This window comes from Nostoc sp. FACHB-888, from assembly GCF_014696655.1.
In the GTDB taxonomy this organism is placed as follows: domain Bacteria; phylum Cyanobacteriota; class Cyanobacteriia; order Cyanobacteriales; family Nostocaceae; genus Nostoc.
The window spans coordinates 1-25,998 of the sequence record NZ_JACJQM010000009.1 but is presented as its reverse complement, the minus strand read 5'-3'; the positions used below and the strand labels follow the sequence as shown (position 1 = coordinate 25,998).

Below are 25,998 nucleotides of genomic sequence, written 5' to 3'. Positions count from 1 at the left end.
TGCTGTAACAGCAGATGTTACCTGAAATTCCCTCGATGCTGCTAATTTACCACTTGGCTACCATGACTGCGGGGGTCATCTTGATTAGCCGTTGGTGCTACTGGGGCTGAAAATTTGGAAACTTTCCCGCTAGCTTGGGCATAGGGAAGAGATGAACCAGTAACTAAAGCTTCTAAATTGCTAGCCATAATCGTGCGGGGTTGATCGCCGATCGCTTGGGCTATAGTTTCCCCTTGCTGACTCAAAAATACAAAATGGGGAATCCCATCTACCCGATATTTCAGCATTTCTGGTAGCCACTTGGTATTATCCACATTCAGCATGACAAAATTCATCTTGTCAGCATACTCTGTTTCCAGTTGAGCGATATCTGGTGCCATTTTCTGACAGACAGTACACCAATCAGCATAAAACTCCACTAGAGATGGTTTGCCGTTGCTAATAGCTACATCTAGCGGTATGGACGTATCACTTAACTTGGCTAGAGTTACCGAGGTTGTTTCAGTTCGCAATCCTAAAACGAGGGCAACACTAAGAGCGATCGCTACCATTACAACTAAAAAGTTTCTCAAACGCTTCCCTAAGTTGGATTCAAACTTATCGGGAGAATTAACAGGTGAATCAGTACTCATAACAAAATTATTAAAACTTATTAAACAATTTCTTCTTAAGTTTAGCTGACTCTAAGCGCTCTTAAATAGGTAATTCAATCTTCAAAATGGGTATTACAAATAAACACTTGAGATTAAATAGGTTTTAAAAGATGATTTTAAACTTCAGAAATACCAGCGCTGTGTGTGCCGTATTTTTATTGGTCAGTATTAGCAGCTTTCACAAGTCAGCCATAGCCACTAGAAACAAGCAGTCCCAATTAATAGCACAGCAGAGTCAAACCCAGCTACACCCAGTTTTTAAATCTATTCTGCCTAAATTAAAGCAAAAGACTCAAATTAAGATTTTATTGCCGAAGTTTATTCCTGAGTCGGATGGGGAAAATCCAATTTATGCGATTATAGAAGCTGCGACCCAAAAGAAGTACGAGATTTTGCTGGGTTTTAGTCCTGACTGTAATGGTGCTTCTGCCTGTCGTTTGGGTGTTGTTTCTGCCGAATCAGTAACCCGCCAAACACCCCGCATGACTGGGAAACGTATATCTTTAGCTAAGGGCATCACTGGCTATTTTGTAGATTTTACTTGTGGTGCGGGTTGTTCAGATGCTACCTTGACTTGGCGGCAACAGGGTGTGCAATATGTTATGGGGTTGAAAGCAGGCGAACGCACTTCTTTGGTCAAAATGGCTAGCTCTGCGATTAATCCCTAGCTAAGGTCAGAGTCTGATTTTACTTCCCAGCGAAACAGCCGTGGCAATTGAGATACATCTATTGCGTAGTTAACAATCCATAGCGCCAATTCAAAAACCAACAAATATCGTACCCACTGCAACTCGCTTTTGGAATCCAAAAGTGTCAAACCCTCATACAACTGCCAGAAGCGGTAAGGCAAGTATATATAAGGAACCATCACCCACACTACATTTTGCAACTGTCTGAGTGTTACTCTCTCAGAGATGATTTGCAACCCTAATACGATAAAATACCAACCAAGCACAGTTAACACACTGCGATCGCCCCACCATACACCCCACAAAAGCATAACTACTAATGGCAGCAAGACTCCTAGCAGCTGCACTGAGCCAAACCAGATTTTATACCAAGAGGGAAATGGTAGAGGTAGAGTATAAGGCTTTGTGTGTTTCCACCCCCAATTTACAACCACAATAAAAAATGTGGCAATTAGGAAAAAGAGGAGATTTTCTAAGAACAGATAGAGGTTGGTGTTTAAGGAAGCCATCGTGATATTATCAACCTCTGATGTTCGTGTGTCATTCCCCTCAAGTAGTATTTTTGCTATTTAACGACCTAGCCAAGTCTTGATAATGTCAAGAAGACTAGAACCACCCTAAATCAATGCCAATAGTATGGAAGTAGTCAAAACTGCCCCCATTACACACATAACTAAACCACCCAAGCTAATAGCACCATCATCTTCCGATAAGCCAAAGCTAGTTACAAAAATTCCCATTGCCGGCAGGGTATTAGTTCCTGGAATCGGAATCATCATGAACCTATCCCACTAATAATATTTGTGCTACAAAGCTTAAGCTTATTGAGAACTGAAAACGAAAAATTAAGGTTTTCAAGCACATTTTACGAAAAGGAGTAGGGATTTTTAGAATAGTGGGATAGGTTCATGGAAATTGCCATCAAGGCGATGTCTGGCGACAAGCCGCTGCGCGTCTACGCTATACCAGTGATCACTCTACCTGCTAAAGTAGTAGAGATATAGCTCAGACGAGGACGAGCGATCGCTTCAATTCTTTTTAACCAAGGAATCCCTGCCTTCAAAAACTTCTGAACTGTTGTAAGTTGCATAGGATGATTCATCATACGCTTGGGTAGCCAGGGGGTTTTGACACCGACAATTAGCTGTATCGCTAGCAGAAAAATCAAGATGCAAAGATATTTGAAAGTACTAAGACTATTTTGGGGTGCTGCGATCGCAGCAGAGTTAGAGTATCGGATTAACTTTTTCATAGCTACCCTCAGCAGCTTGGGAAATCTTGCAGGCAGTCTCTTTGGACTATTCTTGTTTTACCGGACTGGCTACACTTTTAGTGGCTGGTCATGGGAAGCTGCTTTAGTAGTTCTAGGAATTTTTACCTTACTACAAGGATTTTCTGCTACTTTCCTAGCGTCGAACTTGAATCGCATTGTCCGCCATGTCCAAGAAGGCACTTTAGACTTTATATTATTAAAACCTATCCGCAGTCAGTTTTGGCTTTCCACCCATACCATTTCACCTTGGGGACTGCCGGATCTAGTTTTTGGTAGTATTATTATTGGCTACGCAGGTAAACGTCTCGGTGTAGGGATAGACGACTATCTACTTGGTGTGTTGCCGTTATTGTTTAGCTTTGTGATTCTGTACAGCCTGTGGTTTATGCTGGGAGCGATGAGCATCTGGTTCGTGAAAATATACAACGTTACCGAAGTACTACGTGGTTTGTTGGAAGCTGGACGATATCCGATTGCAGCATATCCTACTGCTTACCGCTTTTTCTTCACCTTTGTAATGCCAGTAGCTTTTTTAACTACTGTACCAGCCCAAGCGCTACTAGGTCGAAGTGAAATTAGCTGGTTGATAGGTGCGGCAATATTAGCAGTAGCGTTGTTTTTCGCTTCCACTTGGTTTTGGCGATTTGCATTGCGATTTTATACCAGTGCTTCAAGTTAGAGAGCTACAGAAACGCCTTTTAACAGCGATATTAATTCGTTAATCACGACATTAATTTGCGAATTGCGACATATAATGTGCGAATGTACAGGGTGGGTTGAAAGACCATCCTTAATTAATGCCAACATTCTTTCCACAGCGTTTCAACAACCATCCCGGCTAGGGATAGTTTAAAGAGGAATAGCAGCTTCTGTTGTTGATACTTTACAGATATATTTTTCAATAGGAAGGTTGAAAGGCGCACTTCGTTCGGGATTATTCTGAAATTTTTCAGTATATCTAGAAGTAAAGTGGAATCAACTCCACCCCATTATAATCGCGACATTAATTTGCGAGAAAGCAACATAATGAAATTGACTTTAAAAAACAGCCAACGCGACATTAATTTGCAAATTGCGACATATAATTTGCGAATGTACAACAACATCGGGATGACTGGATTCGAACCAGCGGCCCCTTCGTCCCGAACGAAGTGCGCTACCAAGCTGCGCCACATCCCGTCATAAAAATGGCATTGTAAATTAAGAATATCACAACCTGTGCCAAATGACAGAATTACATCTATATATGATCGCTTCACCCAAGGCTTTGCTTGCTACGATTAAATTTGTATAACTCTAGTGGTAAAAGCGGATTGTGACTGTAAAACCAGACTGGTTGCGGGTAAAAGCACCTGGGCGTGAACGCATCGGTAACGTTAAAGACATTTTGCGGGATTTAGCCCTTAATACAGTTTGTGAGGAAGCATCCTGTCCGAATATTGGTGAATGCTTCAATGCTGGAACTGCCACGTTTTTAATTATGGGCCCGGCTTGTACACGCGCTTGTCCCTACTGTGATATTGATTTTGAGAAAAAACCCAAACCACTAGACTCTACCGAACCTACCCGACTAGCGGAAGCTGTTCGCCGCATGAAACTTAATCATGTGGTAATTACTTCTGTAAACCGAGATGATCTGGCAGATGGTGGCGCGTCTCAGTTTATAGCCTGTATTAATGCGGTTCGCTCTGTTTCATCCAACACCACAATTGAGGTACTAATTCCTGACTTGTGCGGTAATTGGAATGCTCTAGAATTAATTCTACAAGCTGCGCCAGAGGTATTAAACCACAATACAGAAACTGTTCCACGCCTTTATCGCCGGGTGCGTCCTCAAGGAAACTACGATCGCACATTAGAATTATTACAGCGAACTCGCCAACTTTCTCCTAGCACATACACCAAATCCGGTATCATGGTAGGACTCGGTGAAACTGATGTAGAAATTCGCCAAGTCATGCAAGACTTACGAACTGTAGATTGCGACATTTTGACAATTGGGCAATACCTCCAACCTAGTCAAAAACACTTGCAAGTAAATGAATTTATCAACCCAGAACAATTTGCTGCTTGGAAGGCATTCGGTAAAGAAATCGGATTTTTACAAGTTGTTTCTTCCCCTTTGACAAGAAGCTCATATCATGCTGAACAAGTCAGGGAATTAATGGAACGTTATCCCCGCAGTCAATTTTAGATTTTAGATTGCTAAGAGGATGGGGTGATTGGGTGATGGAGAGACTGTTGATTAATGAATAATCCAAAATCTGTAGCAATTCTGGGTGCGGGTGCTTGGGGTGCATCTCTAGCAAATCTCGCCGCAGCCAATGGTCATAAGGTGCGCGTGTGGTCGCGTCAAGGTTCCCAATCTCTAGAAGCAGTTTTAAAAGATGTCCAAATAGTCGTATCTGCTATCTCAATGATTGGTGTAAGGGATGTTGCTTTCCAAGTCCAGTCTTTCCCCCTTTCTCCAGAAACAATTTTTGTGACGGCGACCAAAGGTTTAGACCCCCAAACCACCTGCACGCCGTCACAAATTTGGCAAACAGTATTTCCTAACCAAGCAGTGGTTGTCCTTTCTGGGCCTAATTTATCTAAAGAAATTCAACTAGAGTTACCAGCAGCAACAGTGGTAGCTAGTAATATTCCCACGGCTGCGGAAGTAGTGCAGTTAGTATTTTCATCTCATCGTTTCCGGGTATATACCAATCCTGATCCCTTGGGCGTGGAATTGGGGGGAACACTGAAAAATGTCATTGCGATCGCAGCCGGTGTGTGCGATGGTTTACAACTGGGAACTAATGCCAAAGCTGCTTTAGTCACCCGTGGACTTACAGAAATGGTTCGCATCGGTAACGACTGGGGTGCAAAGACGGAAACATTTTATGGTTTATCGGGTCTAGGAGATTTGTTAGCAACCTGCAATAGTCCCTTAAGCCGCAATTACCAAGTCGGCTACCAGCTAGCTGGTGGTAAGTCACTAACAGAAACTCTCGCAAATTTACAAGGAACTGCTGAAGGAGTGAACACTTGTCAAGTTTTAATGCAACGAGCCAAGCAACAAAACATTCCTGTTCCAATTACTGAGCAAGTTTATCGGTTACTTCAAGGTGAAGTCACACCCCGACAAGCACTTGATGAACTGATGCTGCGAGATATCAAGCCAGAATACAACTACTAGTAATCTCTCAAGTTGAAATTGATAGCTTAAGACCGACACGTAAGAGAACGGGTCACTCACTATTTGTGTCACTCACTCTCCGTATCGATTGAATTTTTGCAGTTAATACTAATAACTTCGACGATATGTATTAGTTCTACTTATACGTAAATAATCCTGAGAAAAAATTAGTAAATCATCAGGATATTACTTTTGTAGCCATGTAAAGGTGACTATGCCAATTATAAAGATGACATTCACTGAAGGATGTTTATACTGTGTTGCAAAAGTTACTACTAAAAACCATCTAGGTTGAAATGTTAACTAAGTAGTTTGAATATTGAAAGCCCAGCCGTGGATTTGAATAGCTATTGGTTTAATCAAAAGTTTAGCAGCCGATTAAGTTCAGTAATGCTGTATCCAATGAAACCTTTACAGTTAATTTAAAAAAAAATTGTAATGGAACCTTCAACCATGTTAGTTCATCGTAAATCACGGGAACAATAGCAACAGTTGAATAGCTGACCGAAATCTAAAGCTGACCGAAATCTATTGTTACCTGGAGCCATTGAGACGATCTTTATGCCAGCAACATCTTTTTATGCAGATGCCCCCTACAATACCAAAAAGTCCCGCCAGGCTTTGGACTCGGATCTCACGGTTGACGAAAGTGAGTTATCGGTAGATGACCTACAGGAGCTAGAAATGGCTGCTGCTGACCAAGCTAATTTTGCTGCTAACACTAACCGTCGTAGTACCGACCTAGTACGTCTATATCTTCAGGAAATTGGTCGGGTTCGCTTGTTAGGGCGGGATGAAGAGGTTTCAGAAGCTCAAAAAGTTCAGCGTTACTTGCGGATGCGGATAGTGCTTGCTAACGCTGCAAAGCAAGGGGATGAAGTGATTTCGCCTTATCAAAGGTTAATTGAAGTTCAAGAACGTCTAACCTCAGAACTAGGACATCGCCCGTCTTTGGAAAGGTGGGCTGCCACTGCTGGTATAGTAGTATCGGATCTTAGACCGACTCTGGCAGAAGGCAAACGTCGCTGGGCTGAAATTGCTAAGTTGACAGTAGAAGAGTTGGAGCAAATTCAGTCCCAAGGACTCCAAGCAAAAGAACACATGATTAAGGCAAATCTTCGCCTAGTTGTGTCTGTTGCTAAGAAGTATCAAAATCGTGGTTTGGAATTGTTAGATTTAGTCCAAGAAGGCACACTAGGTTTGGAGCGGGCTGTAGAAAAATTTGACCCAACTAAGGGTTACCGCTTCAGTACCTATGCTTACTGGTGGATTCGTCAGGGAATTACACGGGCGATCGCTACTTCTAGTCGCACCATTCGCCTCCCTGTCCATATTACCGAAAAGTTAAACAAAATCAAAAAGGCTCAACGCAAAATTGCTCAAGAAAAAGGTCGCACTCCTACTCTAGAAGATTTAGCAACTGAGTTAGAGATGACACCGACCCAAGTACGAGAAGTTTTGTTGCGGGTTCCTCGCTCCGTTTCTTTGGAAACCAAAGTAGGCAAGGATAAAGATACTGAGTTAGGCGAATTACTCGAAACTGACAGTGTAACTCCAGAAGAAATGTTAATGCGAGAATCTTTACAAAGAGACTTGCATCATCTTCTGTCAGATTTGACTAGCCGGGAACGTGATGTAATTTTGATGCGGTTTGGTTTGGCAGATGGTCATCCTTACTCTTTAGCAGAAATTGGTCGCGCTCTCGACTTATCACGGGAACGAGTCCGACAAATAGAATCCAAGGCTTTGCAAAAGCTACGCCAGCCCAAACGTCGCAACCTCATCCGCGACTATTTGGAGTCTCTAAGTTAGTCATTAGTCATTAGTCATTTGTCATTAGAAAAATATATTTGACAAATGACTACGGACAAAGTAATGATTTGATTTCCAGGTCAAAAGCTTTTTACAGGCTTGTAGCAAATCATTTGCATTTAATTTTACAAGAGTTTCCCCAGAGCTTTGCTTAAATATCTTGAAGTGGGGATAAACTAAACAATTCAAAATTCAGTTATTCAGAATTTAAAGTCGAGGGATGCAATCGTTACAAGTATCCTAACTATTAGCTGTATGCAAATTAAATGCAATACAGCTTATTAGTTGAATTTTAATCAAGATTTGATGAGTTGTTTTTAAATATTTCGTAATGATTCTCAATAGGCAATGATTGTTGCAAATTGCTCCCAAGATTTGTTATATTCTCAATTAACGAGCTTTGTTGAGAAATATTAGTATGACTGTCTACACAACTACTTCACTCAAGGCAGAACTGAACGAACGAGGCTGGCGATTAACTCCCCAGCGCGAAACAATTTTACACATTTTTCAAGAGCTTCCGCAAGGTGAACATCTGAGTGCGGAGGATCTTTATCAGCGGCTAGAAACTGATGGCGAAGGGATCAGTCTGTCAACTATATATCGGACTTTGAAGTTGATGGCCAGGATGGGAATTTTACGGGAACTAGAACTGGGCGAGGGACATAAGCATTATGAGATCAACCAGCCCTATCCCCATCATCACCATCACTTAATTTGTGTTAGATGCAACTCAACTATTGAGTTTAAAAATGACTCAATTTTAAAAATTGGATCTAAAACTGCTCAAAAAGAAGGTTTCCACCTGCTTGACTGTCAAATGACCATCCATGCAGTGTGTCCCAAGTGCCAACGGGCACTAATGCCGCTTTAGCATTTGAATGGATAAATAAGACGAAACTACTCAAATTAACCAAATAAGAGGAATTTTGAGCAGTTCGTGATTTGCTGTTTCTTGAGGCAAGCAACAAATTGGGAAGTGATACTAACAACACCAAAGCGGATGTTAAAAGCGTCCGCTCTTAAGATCCTTGAGACTTATGCCGTAGAATTCTTGGGCTTGTTTAATCGCTTTTTTGGTGTCAGCTGCCATTACACCGTTCAGCTTGCCTTTATAAAAACCCCGCTCTCGTAGTCGCGTTTGGATTTCCAGGGTATTAAATTCGCTTTTAGGGGCAGTATTTACTGAGCTGTATAACTTAGCTCGGGTAGTTGGGCCAGCAACGCCACTTGCTGTTAAAGAGTTAGCTGCCTGAAATCTCTTTACAGCATCAGCAGTATAGGGGCCATAGTAGCCATTTGGCTCTCCCTCTAAATATCCTGCCTGGATCAATTGTTCTTGGATAACTCTAACTGGCTCACCGCGATCGCCTATACGGAGTTTATCTCGATTGGCTACCTTTTCTTTTTTGGGAGCCTCTTCACCATCACCGATGCCAACTCCCGGCAATTTACTTAATGTTGCTGGGCCAACAACTCCATCAACGCTTAATTTATAAGCATCTTGGAACCGCTTGACAGCTTCTTCGGTAATTGGGCCAAATATTCCTGTGGCATTCCCGTAATAAAAGCCTGCGACTCTTAAGCGTTCTTGCAAAGCCCTAACATTTTCACCTTCATCCCCCTTAGAAAGGTAGTTGGAATTACGGCGCTGGGTAGTTGCTGAACTAGCTGAACTAGTGTTTTTGGCTTGTGTACTTACAACAGTGGCTTTTTTAGCTTGTGTAGTCGTAGTACTTGGCTTTTTAGCTTGCCAGCTTTCTAATTTTTGCAGGGTTCTTGCTCCAACAATGCCATCCACTGGTAAACCAGCAGCCTTTTGGAAGCGCCGCACAGATTCTTCTGTGGACACGTCATATACTTGGGTAACTGGAGCTTGATAAAAACCTGCTGTTTTCAACTTTTGTTGTAGATTTCTGACGGAAGGGCCTTGATCGCCTTTTTCCAGTGCCATGACACTGCTAACAGCGCCAAGAATAGACAAGGACAGAGCAAGGGGCAACATATACTTCCAAGCCCTACCAGAAAGCCGTTTCCAGTCTGGTGCAGCTGCTTTGTTAAACAAAGAACTGAAGGAGACCAATTCACTGGGTGTACTGTCTTCGTAGGCGAAAGCTAGGTGCAAATACGCAAGATTCTCCATATTTATTTCCTACACCATTGATTTTTCTTCGATAACTGCTTCAGCTTGATGTACTAGGTTCCTCAAAGCTTCTAATGTTCCTATACTTACATCCTCCCACAAATTGCGCTTATGTGCCTCTAATAATTTTTCAGCAATATCACGCAGTGCATAAGGATTCTTTTGCTGAATAAATTCTGACACAACTGGGTCGAGCAAGTAAGCTTCTACTATACCTTGATACATATAATCTTCTACACATTTGGCTGTTGCATCGTAAGCGAATAAAAAATCTACCGTTGCCGCCATTTCAAAAGCACCTTTATAACCGTGACGCATGACTCCTGCAATCCACTTGGGATTAACTACACGAGAACGATACACCCGTGCAATTTCTTCTTTGAGTTGGCGGACTCGTGGTTGAGCGGGTATGGAATTATCACCAAAATAAGTTTGGGGATTTTTTCCTTGTAGAGAACGCACCGCAGCTGTTAAACCACCCTGAAATTGGTAATAATCATCAGAATCGAGTAGGTCGTGTTCACGGTTATCTTGATTGTGCAGGACAACTTGCATTTTCGCCAAGCGTTGTTTGAAAGCTTCGATATTGGGCATTGGGGATTGGGGATTGGGGATTGGGGATTGGGAATTGGGAATTGGGGATTGATTATTTCCCCCCTGCTCCCTGCTCCCCTGCTCCCCTGCTCCCTGCTCCCTGCTCCCTGCTCCCCTGCTCCCTGCTCCCTGCTCCCCTGCCTCCCCTGCTCCCGAAGAGTAGGCGTAAGAACTCCAATTAATGTAGGCGCGGGCTAAATCTTGGTCATCTGTCCAGTTTTGCGATTCGATTAAACCTTGAAGTCCTGCACCGTAAGCACCTGGACGAGAACCAAAGATGCGATAGCGCGATCGCACTACTGCTTCTTCTAAAGTTAATCCTTGTTGAGTCCATAAATTAGTATCTTGGCGAACTGCATCCGCTAGAGGATTTTGTTCTGGCGGTTCATTCAAGTCTGCTACTGCTGATACTGCTTGATCAAATAAATCAATTAAGTTGGGAAAAGCATCCCGGAAAAATCCAGAGATTCGCAAGGTGACATCTACACGGGGACGCCCCAAAATCGCTAGGGGCAAAATTTCAAAATCCACTACTCGCCGTGCTGCACCATCCCACACAGGTTGGACTCCGAGTAAAGCCAAGGCTTCGGCAATATCATCACCGCCTGTTCTCATGGTGGCTGTTCCCCACAATGATAAACCTAATGTTTTTGGATACTCACCATGTTCTTGAGTGTAATATTCAACGAGGGTTTCAGCAGCTTTTCTACCGATATCCCAAGCTGTCTCTGTGGGAATGGCGCGAATATCGACAGAATAAAAGTTTCTCCCTGTTGGTAGAACTTCTGGGCGGCCGCGTGTGGGTGCGCCAGATGGGGCACTTGGGACATAACCGCCATCGAGTCCGTGCAATAAATGGGTTATTTCTTGATCAGTTTGTTGTAAAGCTGGAAGCAGGCGATCGCGTATCCAGTTAAGGACAACGGTGAGTGGGGAGTGGGGAGTGGGGATGGGGAGTGAGGAGTTAGGAGTTAGGAGTTGTTCTACTAGAAGGGCGGCGTGTTCTTCTAGGACTTCAACAATATCGCCGATGGTGCGGCATTCTGTGCTATTGACTAGCGAGTATTCACCACTAGGCGCTGACAAATCGGCTGTGAGGGGATCGAAGTCTAAACCCCAATCTTGAGCTATGGCACGGGTAATACCTAAAGAATGGCGATTGGGGATGCGAGCGATCGCTACTATTAAATCTCGCAGCTGCCTTCCTTGGGGACATTGCCCGAAAATGTGTAACCCGTCGCGGATTTGGGCTTCCTTCAATTCACAAAGATAGCCACCGATAGAATTCAAAATTAAGGATTCAGATTTAAAAATTTCTGTTTCATTTTGGATTCCTAAATCTAGATGGAGATTTTCTTTGATTACCAGTTCGTGGATGCGATCGCGAATCACTGGCAAACGCGAAGGATCTAAACTGTCGGCTTCATAATACTCATCAATTAAATTTTCTAACTGTTGCAACGAACCGTAGAGTTCCGCGCGAGTCATTGGCGGCGTTAGATGATCTATAATCACCGCTTGAGCGCGACGTTTGGCTTGGGAACCTTCACCAGGATCATTCACAATAAACGGGTAGAGGTGGGGAAGTGCGCCGAAAGCCACTTCTGGATAACAATTACTCGATAAAGCCACACTTTTACCCGGTAGCCATTCTAGATTTCCGTGTTTTCCCACATGAACTACGGCATCAGCACCAAAAGTTTCTCTAACCCAATAGTAGAAAGCTAAATAAGCATCAGTTGGTTCTAAATCCGGCGCATGATAATTCAAACTGGGGTCATTATCATAACCCCTTGCTGGCTGAATTCCCACGAAGACGTTGCCAAGTTGGATTCCGGGAACGGGGAAAGAGGCAGAGGGGCAGGGTGCAGGGGGCGGAGGTGCAAACTTTTCTCCTCTGCTCCCTGCTCCCTGCTCCCTTGCTTCTTCCCCCACTCCCCACCTTTCACTAATACCTTGCTGCACTGCTGGCGGTAAAGAAGCGAAATACTTATGATACTCTTCCCAAGAAACACTTTGGTGTACCGGAAGCCATTCTTGGCCTTCCGGATCATTAGTTACGCCAGCTGTTAGCTGTTGAATCAACTCGTCTCCTTGAGCAGGCGGATTTTCTACTTCATACCCAGCCTGATGTAAAGCTTGCAGAATTTCTACACAACTAGCTGGAGTGTCCAGTCCCACACCATTGGCAAGCCGCCCATTGCGGTTGGGGTAGTTTGCCAAAATTAGGGCAATTCGCCGTTCTTGGGGTGGTTTGGAACGTAGACGCGCCCAATTTGCTGCTAGTTTGGCAACAAACTCGATGCGATCGCTCACTGGTTCATAAATTACTACATCTGTCTCTAGATGGGGATTACGAGTTTGTACAGCTTTAAAAGACACAGCACGAGTAATAATCCGCCCATCTACTTCTGGTAGCGCCACATTCATCCCAATATCGCGGGGAGAAAGCCCTTGAAACTGTGACTCCCACTGCTCAATTGATCCGCCACTGAGGATTACCTGCAACACAGGCACATCTAATTTTTCCCAGAGTTCGGTTTGGGGTGTTTCGGTTTCCAAGCGTGCTAGAGAAAAACTGGTGGTATTCAGCAGTACAGCTATTGATTCAGCTTCTTTGGGTTTGAAAAATTCAATTAACTCAACTTGCACATCGGGTTCACGCAATGAAGAAACAAACACTGGCACAGGTTGTAAATTTTTCTGTACCAAAGCTTCGCATAAAGCATCAATTACCTTAGTATTTCCCGCTAAATAATGAGCGCGGTAGAAGAGGATGCCGACTTTGGGGAGTGGAGATTGAGGAGAGATTGGCGATTGTAAACTTTGAGGTTCCGAGGTGGATGAATGGAGTTCCGAAGTGGATGAATGGAGTTCCGAAGTGGATGAATGGAGTTCTGAGGTGGATGAATCTAGTTCCAAGCTGGATGAACGGAGTTCTGAGGTGGATGAATCTAGTTCCAAGCTGGATGAATGGAGTTCTAACTCTCCCCTGCTCCCCTGCTCCCCTGCCTCCCCTGCCTCCCCTGCCTCCCCTGCCTCCCCTGCCTCCCCTGCCTCCCCTGCCTCCCCTGCTCCCCCTCCCCACTCCCCACTCCCTACTCCCCATTCATACAATCCGACACGCGGAATCGGACGGGGTAATGGCGGATTATATGCAGTTAACAGGCAAGTATCAGAGATAAATTGCAGAGCATTAACGAAATTTTCGACGCCGCCTTCGCTGAAATACTGCCATACCTGATTAACAATATTTAGAGGCACGGTAGACTGAGAAATTAAGTCGGGATCAAAAGCGTCGTCCCCTGGCATTACAATGAGGGTTCTACCATTACGTTGCACAATTTCTTGCACTACTTCTAAACCATAACTCCAGTAGGAACGTCCTCCTAACAGGCGCAAAATAATTACTTGGGCAAGTTCCAAAACTTGCTCCCCATAAGTATCTATGCTTAACTGTTGCTGTAACTGCAAGAGATTGGCGACTCTTAAGGCAGGAAAGCTTGTAGGTAATTTTGTCACCGCAACTGCCAAAGTTTGAATGTCGGTATCAGCAGCCGTAATCAACACGAAAGGCGCTGGAGTTTGTTCTAAAAAAATTAAACCCTCTGACTGATTCCATCCACCCGATGTGCTACTTATACGATGCATAATGCTGTATTACCGTTTTAAACTATTGGTTAGTACAAAAAAACAAACTTTTTCCCTAGATTCAGCCCCATCTTACCAAAATGATTGAAAATGCTTAGTTCTGCTGATTTGAGCTTTTCTCGAACCTTGCCTATTGTTGTATTTAATCAGCTTGGGAAATTGTTGGAACAGATGGCTCAAAGGGAGAGAAGTGCCGTGATGCTGACAGAAGCTGTGTTGATGCGGGTTTGCATACCTGTGGAATGGCAAAGGCAAAGGTTTACATTGGTGGTTTCTGAGCAGTTTAGTGCGCTCTTGGTAGGAAATTTAGAGGAGGGGGAGCAAGGAATTGGTTCGGCACTCAATGCTAAGTTGACATTTAATTTAGAGGCGATCGCAACATTTGTCTACGAATTAAAAGACTTGTTTGAGTGCGATTCCTATACTCACCAAAATCTCGAACGCTATCACCAAATTATTCGGCCCAATGATGCCACACTCCAAAGTCAATTTTCGCTGTTGTTATTAGAATATTTTTTAACTCAGCCAAACCAACAAATAATAGCACCTCCAAGCCCAACTGCGCCGGCAGTTTATATCTGTCAGCCAGTGGAAGATGCTTTAAAAAAACAGATTTCCCAAGAGCGGTTATTGAATCAGGTAACAACGCAGATCCGCAGAAGCCTGGATTTGTCAGTAATTATGGCAACAGCTATTACACAGGTGCGTGAGTTTCTGGAATTAGACAGATTAGTAATCTATAAATTTGAAACTTCCAAAGTCAAAACCCAACAATATCAGTCTTCTATACACGAGAAGAACGGTAAACACTCGCCTTCTGTGTTAGTCAATAATCAGCCATTATTAGAAGACTGCCAAAACTATGGAGGTTATATTGTCTATGAAGCTCGTGCTACAGATGCTATTACATCGGTGTTAAATTACACCGAAAGAAATTGTTTTAGGAGAACCTCTCAATGTTGGAAAAAGTATCGCCAAGGCTTTACCTTAGCTGTGGATGATGTCGAAAAAACTTATGCTCTAGAAGAGTGTTTGCTGAATTTTTTGAGGGAAAGCCAAGTTAGGGCAAAGTTGGCAGCACCAATTATATTTGAGGATAAACTTTGGGGATTGCTGATTGCTCACCAGTGCGATAATCCACACCAGTGGACTGAGAGTGAAAAAAACTTGCTGAGTTCGATCGCAGAACAATTAGCGATCGCAATTCACCAAGCTGAGTTAATGCAAACGCTTACCCAAGAAAAACAAACTCTCGAACAACGAGTTATTGAACGCACAATGGCTCTGCGTGATGCTCTCCTCGCCGCTGAAGCTGCTAACCGTCTCAGAAGTGAGTTTCTCGCTACTATCAGTCACGAATTGCTCACGCCTTTAACTTATGTGATTGGGATGTCATCTACATTATTACGTTGGCCTTTGGGTGAATTGAGTCAACGACAACGGGGTTATCTGCAAACAATCCACGACAGTGGAGAACATTTATTAGAAATGATTAATGACATCCTTGATTTATCGCAAATCGAGGCTGGTAAGACAGCTTTAAATATTTCGGAATTTTCTTTAGTGAATGTTGCTGAAAATGCTGTAGAGTCACTGCGAAAAAAAGCAATCAGTGAACAAATTAATCTCAACCTTGATTTGCAAATCGATCCCAATCGCGATCGCTTTACCGCCGATGCAGAACGAGTAGAACAAATTCTTTGGAATCTGTTAACTAATGCTATTAAATTCACCCCTGAAAGTGGCAGCGTAACTTTACGTCTTTGGGTGGAAGATGATACCGCTATTTTTCAAGTGGAAGACACTGGGATCGGTATTCCCGAAGAACAATTACCATTAATTTTTGATAAATTTCAGCAACTCGATACACCCTATCGCCGCCGCTATGAAGGTACTGGGCTTGGACTGGCTTTAACGAAACAACTTGTAGAACTCCATCGCGGTCGCATTGAAGTAGAATCAACTGTAAGTATTGGTTCAATTTTTACTGTATGGATACCAACTCAAATAACGAGAGCCGTGAATGGGGAGTTAGGAGTTAGGAGTTAGGAGTCTGCTTGTTTGGTTGTTTTTGCATTTTCTCCATGCCGACTGATTTTCTTAATTTAATAAAACTCCTGCGTTACGGACTGATAGTGTCTTGTCAAGCGCCTGTTGATTCACCGTTGCATGAACCAAGAGTAATTGCTGCGATCGCACAAGCTGCGGTAAATAATGGTGCAGTTGGTGTGCGTATCGATACGCTAAATCATATTATAGCCGTGCGTGAAAAGGTTCAAGTACCAATTATTGGGTTATGGAAGCAATTAATAACTGGGTATGATGTGTATATTACACCACAGTTTCATCATGCTGCTGCGATCGCTAAAGCCGGAGCAGATATTATTGCCATAGATGCAACTATTAGAAACCGCCCTGGTGATGAAACATTAGCAGATATCATTGCCCGAATTCATCAGGAATTAGGTAAACCAGTAATGGCAGATGTTGATACAATTGAGGCGGCAAAAGCAGCCGCAAATACTGGTGCAGATATTGTAGGAACGACACTTTACGGTTACACTGCTGCAACGAAGCATCTTTCTCCTCCTGGATGGGAACTTCTCACCCAAATTGTGCAACAGCTAGATATTCCAGTGATTTGTGAAGGCGGTATTTCTTCACCCCAAATGGCTCGTAAAGCTTTAGATTTAGGAGCTTACGCTGTTGTAGTTGGTACTGCTATTACTGGAATTGATTTGCAAGTTAAAGCTTATAAATCTGCGCTCAATGCAGAGTAATGAATTAGCGAACAGAAGTACTGAATTTTTTATGAAGCTAGGCTAATAAGCATTTTTTCAAAAACTTTCAACACAGGCTCCTCTCCATTATCTCTAGTAAAAATAGTATAATTTGGACTAGAATTCACTTCAATCAACCAATATTGGTTATCTCGATCTAATACTATATCTAAACCACCATAATCAAGGTCTAATTCTTGAAAAATTGGTTTAGCAAAATTAGCAATCTCTGACAATATTTGTGGATCATTGATATATTTGGCTTTTGCACCATCCCAATGTAGAGGACTAAGATTACCTGTAAATTTTGCATTAGTTATATCTTTTTCATAAAGTAAAACTAATTGTTTATTTAAGAAAACCGCTCTATATTCAGATTTTATATCAATATATTCTTGAGCGATCGCCACATAATCATACTTTTTATTATTTATATTAAAAATCTCTTTTAAAGCAGTTTCAATCTCATCTATATTATGACATAAAAAGACGTTAGAGCCACCAGAGCCAGAATTCCTTTTAATAATAACAGGTATTTCAAATTTATCTTTTACTTCTAATATAATATCTTGAAAGCTGGGAAATTTTAAGTATATTTTATACTGAAGATCACAAAAAGGTGAAAGAAAACCTACTGTCTGAGGAAGTTTAACTTTTTGCTTTAAAATATGGTAAGTGTATTCCTTGTCTTTTATGATTTGTGCTACTGCTTGATTGATTAACGGAGTACTATAATTACAAAAATAATGCTGTTTATTATTCAGTTTTATTTTTACTAAGTTCTCAGTTGGATGAATAATTTCATAGTTAATGTTTAACTTTTCACAAGCTTTTAGCAATAGCAAAACATTGTCTAGCATAAATAATTAAAGTTAAAATGACGAATTAAGAATTACGTTAACGTAGCCATTACGAATTATTTAAACTTGTTGTTTGCCGTTTAAAAATCACCATCTCGGTACCAACAACTGGATTACGCGCTATCAGCTTATCTTGGGAGTCGATAATTTCTAAATGAGTAAAATCAAGTTCTTGAGAACGTTGTAATATCTCCGCAGCTAGTTTGTTCTGCTGAGATTCTGGGAGAGTGTACCAATCGTCACTAATTTTGACAGTCAGATTACTGCTACGGAAGTTGGCTTGAATTGACTTTATCAGACCAGAGGCAATGCGATCGCTAATTTCGGCTACCTGATTTTCAACAGCCGCTATCAAAGCTTGTTCAGGCGTTAATTCTATGGTTGGTGTTGGTGTTAATGTTGGTGTTGGCGTGGGGATTGGTTCTGGTTCCGGCGTTGGTGGAGTAGTTTGTACTTCTGGCGGTGATGTAATTTCCTCTGGTGGCTGTGGCGGCTGCGGTTCTGGTGCAACTGACTCCGGTGGAGTAGTTATCGTTGGTGTCGGTGCAGGAACTTCTTCAATCGGTGGAACTGTTGCTACTTCAGTAGGTTTGCCACTAAAGACAGTAGTTGCAGTCGTCCAAACGATAATTACAGCAATTCCAGTAACAATTCCCGTCAAAGCTGTATCTGATAACTTTGTTGACAAATTTGATGGTAAAAACAAGCGGATTGTCCTTAACAGTCCACCCCATCGCAACTGAAGTTGCTGGAAAAAACTGGGTGTTTCCTTAGTACCAGGTGGGGGTGCTGTCTCAAGTTTTTCCACCGTTACTTCTAAAACCCCAATTATCCCTTGGAGAAGTTGGATAATTTTAACCTTCCAAAATGGCTGAACTCTCTGGTAAGGTTTTTGGGGAGGTTGAGTTACCTGCTCATCCGTCGGTTTTGACTGATTGTCTTGTGACATGGAACTTTCACCAAAAGCAGCGAATCAAAGACAGACAATGTACATTATTACTGGTGTTGCCTTCTTTTGCCTTAATGTATCACTACATTGCACATTGCTTCAGTTAAACTGACTATTTATTAAATTTGGTGATTTATGAACTTAAAACGCCGTCAATTTTTATTTTTAAGTAGCCTCAGCGCCATTGGTGCAGGATTTTTAGGCTGGACATTTCGTCAAAATCATCAAAGTGCTAATATTAGCGATTCAACAACCGCCATAGCCGCCACCTCAGCCAAAAAAGACTTGTTATTACGTTTTGTATCTGTGGCTGATACAGGAACTGGGGCTAAAGGACAGTATGCTGTGGCTGGAGCGATGAATGCGTATCACAAACAAAATCCTTATGATTTAGTCGTTTTAGCTGGGGACAATATTTACAATAACGGCGAAATCGAAAAAATTAATGCAGTTTTTGAGCGTCCTTATCAACCTTTACTAAAGCAAGGTGTGAAATTTCAGGCTTGTTTAGGTAATCACGATATTCGTACTGCCAATGGTGATCCACAAGTCAAGTATGCCGGCTTTAATATGAAGGGAAGGCGATATTACACATTTCGCCGTGGTGCTGTGCAATTTTTTGCTTTGGATACTAACAGTAATGCTGATTGGAAAAATCAGCTACCTTGGTTAGAAAAAGAATTAAGCCTTAGTAAAGCTCCTTGGAAAGTCGTATTTGGCCACCATCCAATTTATTCATCCGGTCACTACGGAGTCAATCAAACTTTTATTAAAACCCTCACTCCTCTGTTTCAAAAATACGGCGCTCAACTCTACATCAATGGTCACGACCATAGTTATGAACGCACTCGCGTTATTAATGGAACGACTTATCTAGTTACTGGTGCAGGTGCAGGTACTCGTCCTGTAGGGCGTTCGGAGTGGACAGAGCATTCTGCTGAAAAGCTGAGTTTTGCAGCCTACGAGGTGTATCCAGATAGAATAGAAGTAAGTGCGATCGCTACTGATAATCGTGTTTTTGATAAAGGCATTATTCAATTAAAATCAGCTTAGTTCTATGACTCAGCCCAACCTTCCTCCTGCACTTAACAATATTGTAGAATCATCTCAAACACCAGATGCTATATTTTCTGCGCTATTGCCAGCTGTAGGCGATTTTTTACAATCTGATAGATGTTTTTTATACCTACACAATCCACAGGCAAACCTCGGTAGAGTTGCTTTTTGTTGGATTCGCACTCCAGATGTACCTACTGTTTATAATGAAGACTGGGCAGCACAACCCCCAACTGTAACAGATGAAGATCCGATGTTTGCGGCTGCGCTACGTGCCGAACCTTCAATCTTTGTAGAGGATGTAGAAACTGCTGAACCTCAAGTTTTAAATCGGGAATTTGAAGAGAAAAATTTTGGACACCGCGCCCTTATTCATGCCCATATTCGCCAGGATGGTCAACTCTGGGGAATTTTACAACCATGCATTTTTGGACATCCCAGAATTTGGACTGAATATGAACGAGGGGTGATTAATAATCTTGTCGAAAAAATTACACCTATAGCAGTTGATTATGTCAAGTCTAGTTTTGATTAGCTGTAGACTAGGATATAATTCTTTTGCTCCAGACAATTTGGTTGTTTAGATTTACTCAGTTGATAATCCTCAAAAATAACTTCATACCCATTTTCCTGTAGTGATATTTCTCGCTCTTGCTTTTGCTGTTGGGTATGGCTGATTGATCTTGCCTAGTGACTACTTAAAAAGTGTTTTACTAGGTGCAGTACATAAGTTTGGGTTTGTAGATTTCTGCACAAGAATACTGTGTAAAGTCTGCAATAACTCCTTGGTCGTATATGGTTTAGCAATAAACTTTTTAACTCCAGGTATCTTAGCCAGTTTCTCACTCACGTTCAGACCGCTAACAGCCACAGCCTTGACTTGGGAATTAATTTTTTGCAATGTAGTGATAGCAGTTGCACCATCCATTAAGGGCATCATCATATCCATCAACACTACGCTTATTTCGTCTTCGTGTTGAACATAAAGCGCGATCGCTTCAATCCCATTACTAGCTGTCAGTACTTTGTAGTTGTAAACTTCTAATAATATTTTAGTAGTTTCTAAAATTCTGGTTTCATCATCAACAACTAAAATTAATTCTCCATTACCTTTAAATAACTCCAGGTCTTCTACTAGGGGCGTTTTTGCTACTTCCACTGCCGGCAAGTAAACTTTAAATTTCGTACCTTTGCCGACTTGACTAGTCACAGTTACAAAACCACCATGACTTTGGATGATACCTTTGGCGGTAGACAAACCCAATCCTGTACCTTTGCCAATCTCTTTAGTGGTAAAAAACGGCTCGAAGATTCTATTGATAATCTCTGAGCGCATCCCCATTCCTGTATCTGCAACAGTAATAGCAATGTAAGGACTAACATGGGCATCCAGATTCATGCGTGCATAATCTTCATCAATCAAAAGATTTTCCGCAGAAATTTCGATATGGCCACCTTCGGGCATAGCATCACGAGCATTAACTACTAAGTTGATCAGTAGCTGATGTAAGTGCGTTGCATCGCCAATTACAGCCCAAAGTTCAGGCTGAATATGCTCTGTCAATTCAATCGATTTTGGAAAAGTCTCTTGGACAATTTGCTGAATTTCTGAAAATAAATGGTTCATTTGCACAACGGTACGCTGACCATCAATTCCTCGAGCAAACTGCAAGACTTGCTTGACTAAAGCAGCCCCACGTTTAGAATTATTTTCTATAGTTTTTAACATCTGTTGATTACGCTCATCAGCATCGGGCATTTTCATCTGTAACAATTGTGCTGTCGTTAAAATTGGAGTCAATATATTGTTCAGGTCATGAGCTATGCCACTAGCTAGGGTACCAATACTTTCTAGACGTTGCGCCCGGAGAACTTGAGTTTCTAAATACTTTTTTTCGGTAATATCAGTATTTAGCTCTAGCGATCGCACTTTCGCCATCTTCAGCAATCAAAACCGTAAATCCAGCTTTGCCTAAAAAATCATAAAGTACTTCTAAATTGATAGGAGTGTCATCAACGATTAAAATGACACTAGATTTATTAGAATCATTTTTCATATAGCCCCAAAATACTTTTGAAGAAACTCTAATATTTGTTTGCCTTTAAAACCTTTAGCCAGTTGATATAAATGACTAGCAAAAGGCTGCAACTTCTCATCTATTTTTTCTAGTTCTACAGATCGTTCAGCAATGCTTATTAAATTTCCCCGCATAGCCAAGTCTAGCAAAATTGCCAGTTCACTAGCTGAAGGAGGTATAATAGTAGCCTGAGATGTAAAGTTTAAACTATTAGTAAAACTTTTCTTTTCGCCTTTTATATTTTTTGCCTTATCTTGATCTTCATATACCCATTCTAACCCTAAGTGAACCTGTAACTTTTCTAAAAGTTCTACTCTTTGGATTGGTTTTGGCAGAAAACTATCACACCCTACTTTGCGACTTTCTTGTTGATTAAATTCAAATACACTAGCTGAAATAGCAATCACTATCATTTAAATCCTACTGTGATTTAAACTGGAAATTATTATTAATTTTTGACATATTAAAGGGAAATCATTACTGATGGCCAGGGGTGGGAGTGTGTTTCACTGTATGATTTTTCAAGTCAATTGGCTCAAATCGGTTTTGTCTTGCGGTAACTTTATCCTTTAAGCTACATATATTGAGGCTATGGCGGATTACCCTTGTGGAGGTCTAGATGGCGATAGTTAAACGTCGTATCGGTCTGGAGCAAGAATTTTTTTTGGTAGATGAAGCTGGTAGCTTGAGCGATCGCGCCGATGAGTTTTTAAAGAGTTGTCACTTCAAAGCTCAAGCACAAGGTTTAAACCCAAATTACTTTGTGGCAGAGTTCGTTAAAAGCATGGTAGAAATTAACACACCTCCTGCCGACACTGCCAAAGAACTAGCGAGAGTTTATCTCAAAAATCTCAAATTGGCGATCGCTGTAGCGCAACAGATGGGTTTACGCCTTTACCCTCTGTCTAGCTATCCTTTGCCTACTATGCCAGTTATGCGAGATCGCCCTAATTACCATATCCAAGCGCAAACTGTCGGCATTTCAAAATTCTTGCACGCCGGAAAATGTACAGGTACACACCTGCATTTGGAAGTCCCGCCTGGGGTAATTGACCCTCGTGTTGCAGTATCTTATAACTCGACATCAATTGAGCGAGAAGAACTATTAAATATCTATAATTTAGCTACAGCTTGCGACTCTGCACTTATTTCCCTGACGCGGGCGTGTCCCTTTTATGAAGGACAGGCGTTCGGGCTAGCCGTGCATACAATTCGTTATCGAGGTAGCGAAACCTTCGGTTGGGAGGGAGTTTATACTAATTTACAACCTGTCGGTGGACTCATGCCTTATGCCGAAAGTGTTGAGGGTTTAGTTGAGCAGCAGTTCGCTCGTTATTATGCTTGGCTGCAAGCGATGGAAAAAGCCAAAATTCAACCGAACCTGTTCAAAGAAGCGGGAGTTAGCTTACTCAAGTCAGCTTGGAATCCAGTTCGACTCAACAAACTTGGCACAGTAGAAATCAGGTGTATAGATAGCAACTTTCCTTCTGTAATTTTAATTGTAATTACATTGCTGGAAAAATTAGCTCATCGAGTCAGACATGAGAAGTTAACAGTAAGACCATCTAAAGGAATGCAGATATTTGAACTAGTTGGCAATCGCTTGTATGTACCAGATTTTGAATATCTATCAGGGGAATTGCTCCATGCCTCAGCTACAGAAGGAATTAAAAACCCCAAAGTTAGAACTTACGTCGATTCTATTTTGCAGTTTGCTAGCGCTGTTGGTGGCGAAGGAGCAAATTTTCTGGCAAAACTCAACAGAAACCTTGATCAGTATCAGACGATAGAAGCCAGCATCTTGCAAGACTTTACCCCAACAACAACTCAACTTTCATTAGATGCCGGTTTGCGTTTAGTGCGCTTAAGTTGTGACAAGCTAGAAGCACAGGTTTCATCGATAGATATAGAAAATCCCCTCGCAGCTTTGGATACTGATGAAGGATTGTTGCTACAGCATTAATCGAATCTTAATTCATACAAACCCCCACAATTGCTGTAAATTTCTAATCAGGAAAAATCTTTCCAAAATGATTTACTAACAATTTTAGTAAGCTCCCACTCCACACCTGTCATTAGACTCATGGAATGTCAGACAATAAACCCAACTCGCAATGGGCTTCTCTTACGTTCCCTGCGGGTAGGATACCTCTCAGCTTGTCCATCTTACCAATTGTTGCTCCAAAACTTGTACAAAACCGATCGCAATTTGAATTAAGGGCCAGCCTACTAAACAAATAAATGTTGCTCGTCGAGTAGTAATATCTAAGCCTTGGCGTACTGCGACGATTACCGCCAATAAACTCCACAACGCCAATATAAGCTCAATTGGTCGTCCTAGTAAGGGAATGAGAGTTAAAAAATTCAGTACTTGCGGTGCATAGGCAAAGCCTATCGGAATAAGTAAGTCACCGTAAGTAGGATCGATGGGTTTGAGCCATTGCCCAATCTTCAAAATTGTGAATGTCCAAAAATAGTATCCTGCAACAATAGCGATCGCATCAATCAAAAGACCTGTCAAAAGTACAAAAACTGTAGCTCGATTTATTAATAAAATTACGCCACTACCTATGGCATGAGAAATAGCAGCTAGAATTACAATACTTAGAGCTAACCTCTGGTTTCGCTGTGTATTGCGAGCATTTTCATAGAAGTCGCCATTCAAAGCTAGAGCATACCGAAGTGTATGACACAAACCATGCCTTGATTTATTACTGCTCATTTTTTCTAACTAATGAGGGATGACAAATTACAAAAAGTAGAATTTTATAGAATAAATAATTAAAAATCAAAGCTTTAAGCTCAAAATTATTTTATTTATCAACTATATAAAACAATAATCTCAAATGCGTAGGATTGGCGGACAAATACTGCTATGGTTGCAAAGTGGAACATTAAGGCTGTTGGTTTTAGCAGGTATAATACTTCTTGCCTGGGGAACTTTTGCCCCTGTGGGAACATTGGTATGGTGGTTGAGTCAAAGTTCTGAAAGCTTGGGGATTAAGAAAAATCTAACGAAAAAGTTACCCAGGGATAACCCTTTACTCGAAGTTGACAAGTCTAGAAATATTGATTGCTATATAGTTTTTTTACCAGGAGTAGGAGATTTTTCGGCCAACCAATTAACTCCAGGCGAAGAATTTTTTTTAAATAAATTAGAGCAAATTCATCGTAATTGTGTAACAGTGCGGGATGTTTTTCCTTACTCTGCTGCTAACGAAAGTTTAGGAGGGCAACGGTTATTAGCACCTCTGTGGAGTGCAGCTGAAAAAGCAGATGGTTTGTTCTCTAATACAGATGTTTTAATTAAAATCCGTAATCTCTGGCGGTTTGCTATTTCTGCCGATGACCGTTATGGACATATTTATAACTTGGGAATTGCGAATGCGATCGTCGATCGCATGAATGCCGTATACTCTTTATCCAAACGTCCTAAACAAGGGCTGAAAATTATTTTAGTTGGAACCAGTGGTGGAGTGCAAGTTGCTCTTGGTGCGGTTTCTTATCTCGATCAGTGGCTAAATGCTCAATTAATTGTTGTTTCAATAGGTGGTGATTTTGATGGCGAAAAAGGCTTTGATAAAGTTGACCATGTGTACCAACTCGTAGGTAGTCGAGACTGGATTGAAGATATTAGCAAAATTGTATTTGCTTCACGCTGGCCAATTACAGTAGGCTCACCTTTTAATCAAGCTCGTCTTCAAGGACGTTATACAGTTATGCAGACAGGCCCTCATGCTCATAGTGGATCTCAAGGCTATTTTGGTACAACAGCAATTGGACAAAGCCAAACAACTTATGTAGAATTAACATTTGAAAAAGTCAATAACCTGCCAATTTGGTCTAATCAAAATCAACGGCAATAATTATTTTGCAGAAATTCCAAAAATGTAGTACTTTGCCATAAATTTTAAGGGGAGCAATAAATCTAAATTACTCTCTAATCAATAATTCCTAATGTTGTTGCTCCTATAATTGCAGGGCTTAAGGCTTGCAAATCAAAGTTACCGCTTGCTGGGTTAACAAATAAAGGGTCTTTCCCAATAATGTTACCGCTTCCAGTATTTTTGAAACTGCCGTTGTAAACAAGGTTATCTTCAAAAGAGAAACCTGTGGATTTTGAGATCGGGTTAATGGCTTGTCCACCTTTGCCGACAAAGATACTGTTCTCTACATCTACATCATTAGCTTTGTTAATGAATATTTCACCTGTTGTCAAAACTTGAGAGTTTTTGTAGGTCGTGTTGTGCAAGACATCTATGGGATTATCCGCTCTGAAAAG

At 41.6% G+C, this 25,998-nt stretch carries 21 protein-coding genes, 1 tRNA gene and 4 pseudogenes; 12 read left to right on the top strand and 14 right to left on the bottom strand.

What is annotated here, in order from left to right:
* Positions 1-41 precede the first annotated feature (41 nt).
* Positions 42-632 (bottom strand): thioredoxin family protein, encoded by a 591-nt coding sequence (locus H6G26_RS07970; protein ID WP_190728736.1) that lies wholly within the window; start codon positions 630-632, stop codon positions 42-44.
* A 131-nt stretch (positions 633-763) separates the two neighbouring features.
* Between H6G26_RS07970 and H6G26_RS07965 the strand changes: the two genes are divergently transcribed.
* On the top strand, positions 764-1,321 hold the full coding sequence (locus H6G26_RS07965; protein WP_190728735.1) for a hypothetical protein: 558 nt from the start codon (positions 764-766) through the stop codon (positions 1,319-1,321).
* Here H6G26_RS07965 and H6G26_RS07960 read toward each other — a convergent pair.
* The 3 genes and pseudogenes from H6G26_RS07960 to H6G26_RS07950 form a co-directional block, all read right to left on the bottom strand.
* On the bottom strand, positions 1,318-1,851 hold the full coding sequence (locus tag H6G26_RS07960) for a hypothetical protein (RefSeq protein WP_190728734.1): 534 nt from the start codon (positions 1,849-1,851) through the stop codon (positions 1,318-1,320). The two genes, H6G26_RS07965 and H6G26_RS07960, sit on opposite strands and share 4 nt — an antisense overlap.
* A 108-nt stretch (positions 1,852-1,959) precedes the next feature.
* A pseudogene (locus H6G26_RS07955) lies at positions 1,960-2,121 on the bottom strand (exopolysaccharide biosynthesis protein); the annotation flags it as partial.
* A gap of 179 nt (positions 2,122-2,300) precedes the next feature.
* Positions 2,301-2,513 (bottom strand): annotated as a pseudogene (locus H6G26_RS07950) (exopolysaccharide biosynthesis protein); the annotation flags it as partial.
* On the opposite strand from H6G26_RS07950, the gene H6G26_RS07945 reads away from it, so the two are divergent.
* Positions 2,512-3,294 (top strand): ABC transporter permease, encoded by a 783-nt coding sequence (locus H6G26_RS07945; protein ID WP_190728733.1) that lies wholly within the window; start codon positions 2,512-2,514, stop codon positions 3,292-3,294. The pseudogene H6G26_RS07950 and the gene H6G26_RS07945 overlap by 2 nt on opposite strands.
* 426 nt (positions 3,295-3,720) lie before the next feature.
* Here H6G26_RS07945 and H6G26_RS07940 read toward each other — a convergent pair.
* Positions 3,721-3,794, bottom strand: a tRNA-Pro gene (locus H6G26_RS07940).
* 136 nt (positions 3,795-3,930) lie between these two features.
* On the opposite strand from H6G26_RS07940, the gene lipA reads away from it, so the two are divergent.
* The 4 genes from lipA (at position 3,931) to H6G26_RS07920 (ending at position 8,479) form a co-directional block, all read left to right on the top strand.
* Entirely contained in the window at positions 3,931-4,809 is an 879-nt protein-coding gene (gene lipA, locus H6G26_RS07935; RefSeq protein WP_190728732.1) for a lipoyl synthase, read from the top strand.
* Between the two features lie 54 nt (positions 4,810-4,863).
* Complete coding sequence (locus H6G26_RS07930) at positions 4,864-5,793, top strand: NAD(P)H-dependent glycerol-3-phosphate dehydrogenase (protein ID WP_190728731.1); 930 nt, start codon at positions 4,864-4,866, stop codon at positions 5,791-5,793.
* Between the two features lie 561 nt (positions 5,794-6,354).
* Positions 6,355-7,605 (top strand): RNA polymerase sigma factor SigC, encoded by a 1,251-nt coding sequence (gene sigC, locus H6G26_RS07925; protein WP_190728730.1) that lies wholly within the window; start codon positions 6,355-6,357, stop codon positions 7,603-7,605.
* Positions 7,606-8,023: 418 nt separating this feature from the next.
* Complete coding sequence (locus H6G26_RS07920; protein WP_190728729.1) at positions 8,024-8,479, top strand: transcriptional repressor; 456 nt, start codon at positions 8,024-8,026, stop codon at positions 8,477-8,479.
* A gap of 132 nt (positions 8,480-8,611) precedes the next feature.
* Here the strand turns inward: H6G26_RS07920 and H6G26_RS07915 are convergent, their stop codons facing one another.
* Both H6G26_RS07915 and cobN read right to left on the bottom strand, forming a co-directional pair.
* Positions 8,612-9,748 carry a peptidoglycan-binding protein gene (locus H6G26_RS07915; protein ID WP_190728728.1) on the bottom strand — a complete coding sequence of 379 codons (1,137 nt, stop codon included), beginning with the start codon at positions 9,746-9,748 and terminating at the stop codon, positions 8,612-8,614.
* 9 nt (positions 9,749-9,757) lie between these two features.
* Entirely contained in the window at positions 9,758-13,993 is a 4,236-nt protein-coding gene (gene cobN / locus H6G26_RS07910) for a cobaltochelatase subunit CobN (RefSeq protein ID WP_190728727.1), read from the bottom strand.
* A 90-nt stretch (positions 13,994-14,083) separates the two neighbouring features.
* Here cobN and H6G26_RS07905 point away from each other — a divergent pair, with 90 nt between their 5' ends.
* Positions 14,084-16,042, top strand: coding sequence for a GAF domain-containing sensor histidine kinase (locus tag H6G26_RS07905; RefSeq protein ID WP_190728726.1), 1,959 nt, complete (start codon positions 14,084-14,086; stop codon positions 16,040-16,042).
* Positions 16,043-16,077: 35 nt separating this feature from the next.
* Positions 16,078-16,773 carry an N-acetylmannosamine-6-phosphate 2-epimerase gene (locus H6G26_RS07900; RefSeq protein WP_190728725.1) on the top strand — a complete coding sequence of 232 codons (696 nt, stop codon included), beginning with the start codon at positions 16,078-16,080 and terminating at the stop codon, positions 16,771-16,773.
* A 29-nt stretch (positions 16,774-16,802) separates the two neighbouring features.
* Here H6G26_RS07900 and H6G26_RS07895 read toward each other — a convergent pair whose 3' ends face one another.
* Together H6G26_RS07895 and H6G26_RS07890 are read right to left on the bottom strand one after the other, a co-directional pair.
* Positions 16,803-17,633 carry a YheC/YheD family protein gene (locus H6G26_RS07895; protein ID WP_190728724.1) on the bottom strand — a complete coding sequence of 277 codons (831 nt, stop codon included), beginning with the start codon at positions 17,631-17,633 and terminating at the stop codon, positions 16,803-16,805.
* 49 nt (positions 17,634-17,682) lie between these two features.
* The gene (locus tag H6G26_RS07890) at positions 17,683-18,582 is read right to left on the bottom strand and encodes a hypothetical protein (RefSeq protein WP_190728723.1); all 900 of its coding nucleotides are present in this window, start codon (positions 18,580-18,582) and stop codon (positions 17,683-17,685) included.
* A gap of 135 nt (positions 18,583-18,717) precedes the next feature.
* Between H6G26_RS07890 and H6G26_RS07885 the strand changes: the two genes are divergently transcribed.
* A complete protein-coding gene (locus tag H6G26_RS07885; RefSeq protein ID WP_190728722.1) occupies positions 18,718-19,635 on the top strand; it encodes a metallophosphoesterase in 918 nt (305 codons plus the stop codon).
* 4 nt (positions 19,636-19,639) lie between these two features.
* Positions 19,640-20,173 (top strand): GAF domain-containing protein, encoded by a 534-nt coding sequence (locus tag H6G26_RS07880; protein ID WP_190728721.1) that lies wholly within the window; start codon positions 19,640-19,642, stop codon positions 20,171-20,173.
* A gap of 159 nt (positions 20,174-20,332) precedes the next feature.
* Here H6G26_RS07880 and H6G26_RS07875 read toward each other — a convergent pair.
* From H6G26_RS07875 to H6G26_RS07865, 3 genes and pseudogenes are all read right to left on the bottom strand, one after another.
* Positions 20,333-21,571 (bottom strand): annotated as a pseudogene (locus tag H6G26_RS07875) (ATP-binding protein); the annotation flags it as partial.
* Complete coding sequence (locus H6G26_RS07870) at positions 21,543-21,695, bottom strand: hypothetical protein (protein WP_190728720.1); 153 nt, start codon at positions 21,693-21,695, stop codon at positions 21,543-21,545. The gene H6G26_RS07870 and the pseudogene H6G26_RS07875, both read right to left, overlap by 29 nt.
* Positions 21,692-22,129 (bottom strand): hypothetical protein, encoded by a 438-nt coding sequence (locus tag H6G26_RS07865; protein ID WP_190728719.1) that lies wholly within the window; start codon positions 22,127-22,129, stop codon positions 21,692-21,694. The genes H6G26_RS07870 and H6G26_RS07865 overlap by 4 nt, the downstream gene beginning before the upstream one ends.
* Before the next feature lie 206 nt (positions 22,130-22,335).
* Here H6G26_RS07865 and H6G26_RS07860 point away from each other — a divergent pair, with 206 nt between their 5' ends.
* Positions 22,336-23,679 carry a glutamate-cysteine ligase family protein gene (locus tag H6G26_RS07860; RefSeq protein ID WP_190728718.1) on the top strand — a complete coding sequence of 448 codons (1,344 nt, stop codon included), beginning with the start codon at positions 22,336-22,338 and terminating at the stop codon, positions 23,677-23,679.
* 189 nt (positions 23,680-23,868) lie between these two features.
* Here the strand turns inward: H6G26_RS07860 and H6G26_RS07855 are convergent, their stop codons facing one another.
* Positions 23,869-24,438 carry a YIP1 family protein gene (locus H6G26_RS07855; protein ID WP_190728717.1) on the bottom strand — a complete coding sequence of 190 codons (570 nt, stop codon included), beginning with the start codon at positions 24,436-24,438 and terminating at the stop codon, positions 23,869-23,871.
* A 124-nt stretch (positions 24,439-24,562) separates the two neighbouring features.
* On the opposite strand from H6G26_RS07855, the gene H6G26_RS07850 reads away from it, so the two are divergent.
* On the top strand, positions 24,563-25,582 hold the full coding sequence (locus H6G26_RS07850) for a hypothetical protein (RefSeq protein WP_190728716.1): 1,020 nt from the start codon (positions 24,563-24,565) through the stop codon (positions 25,580-25,582).
* Between the two features lie 74 nt (positions 25,583-25,656).
* Here H6G26_RS07850 and H6G26_RS07845 read toward each other — a convergent pair.
* Positions 25,657-25,998, bottom strand: a pseudogene (locus H6G26_RS07845) (hypothetical protein); the annotation flags it as partial.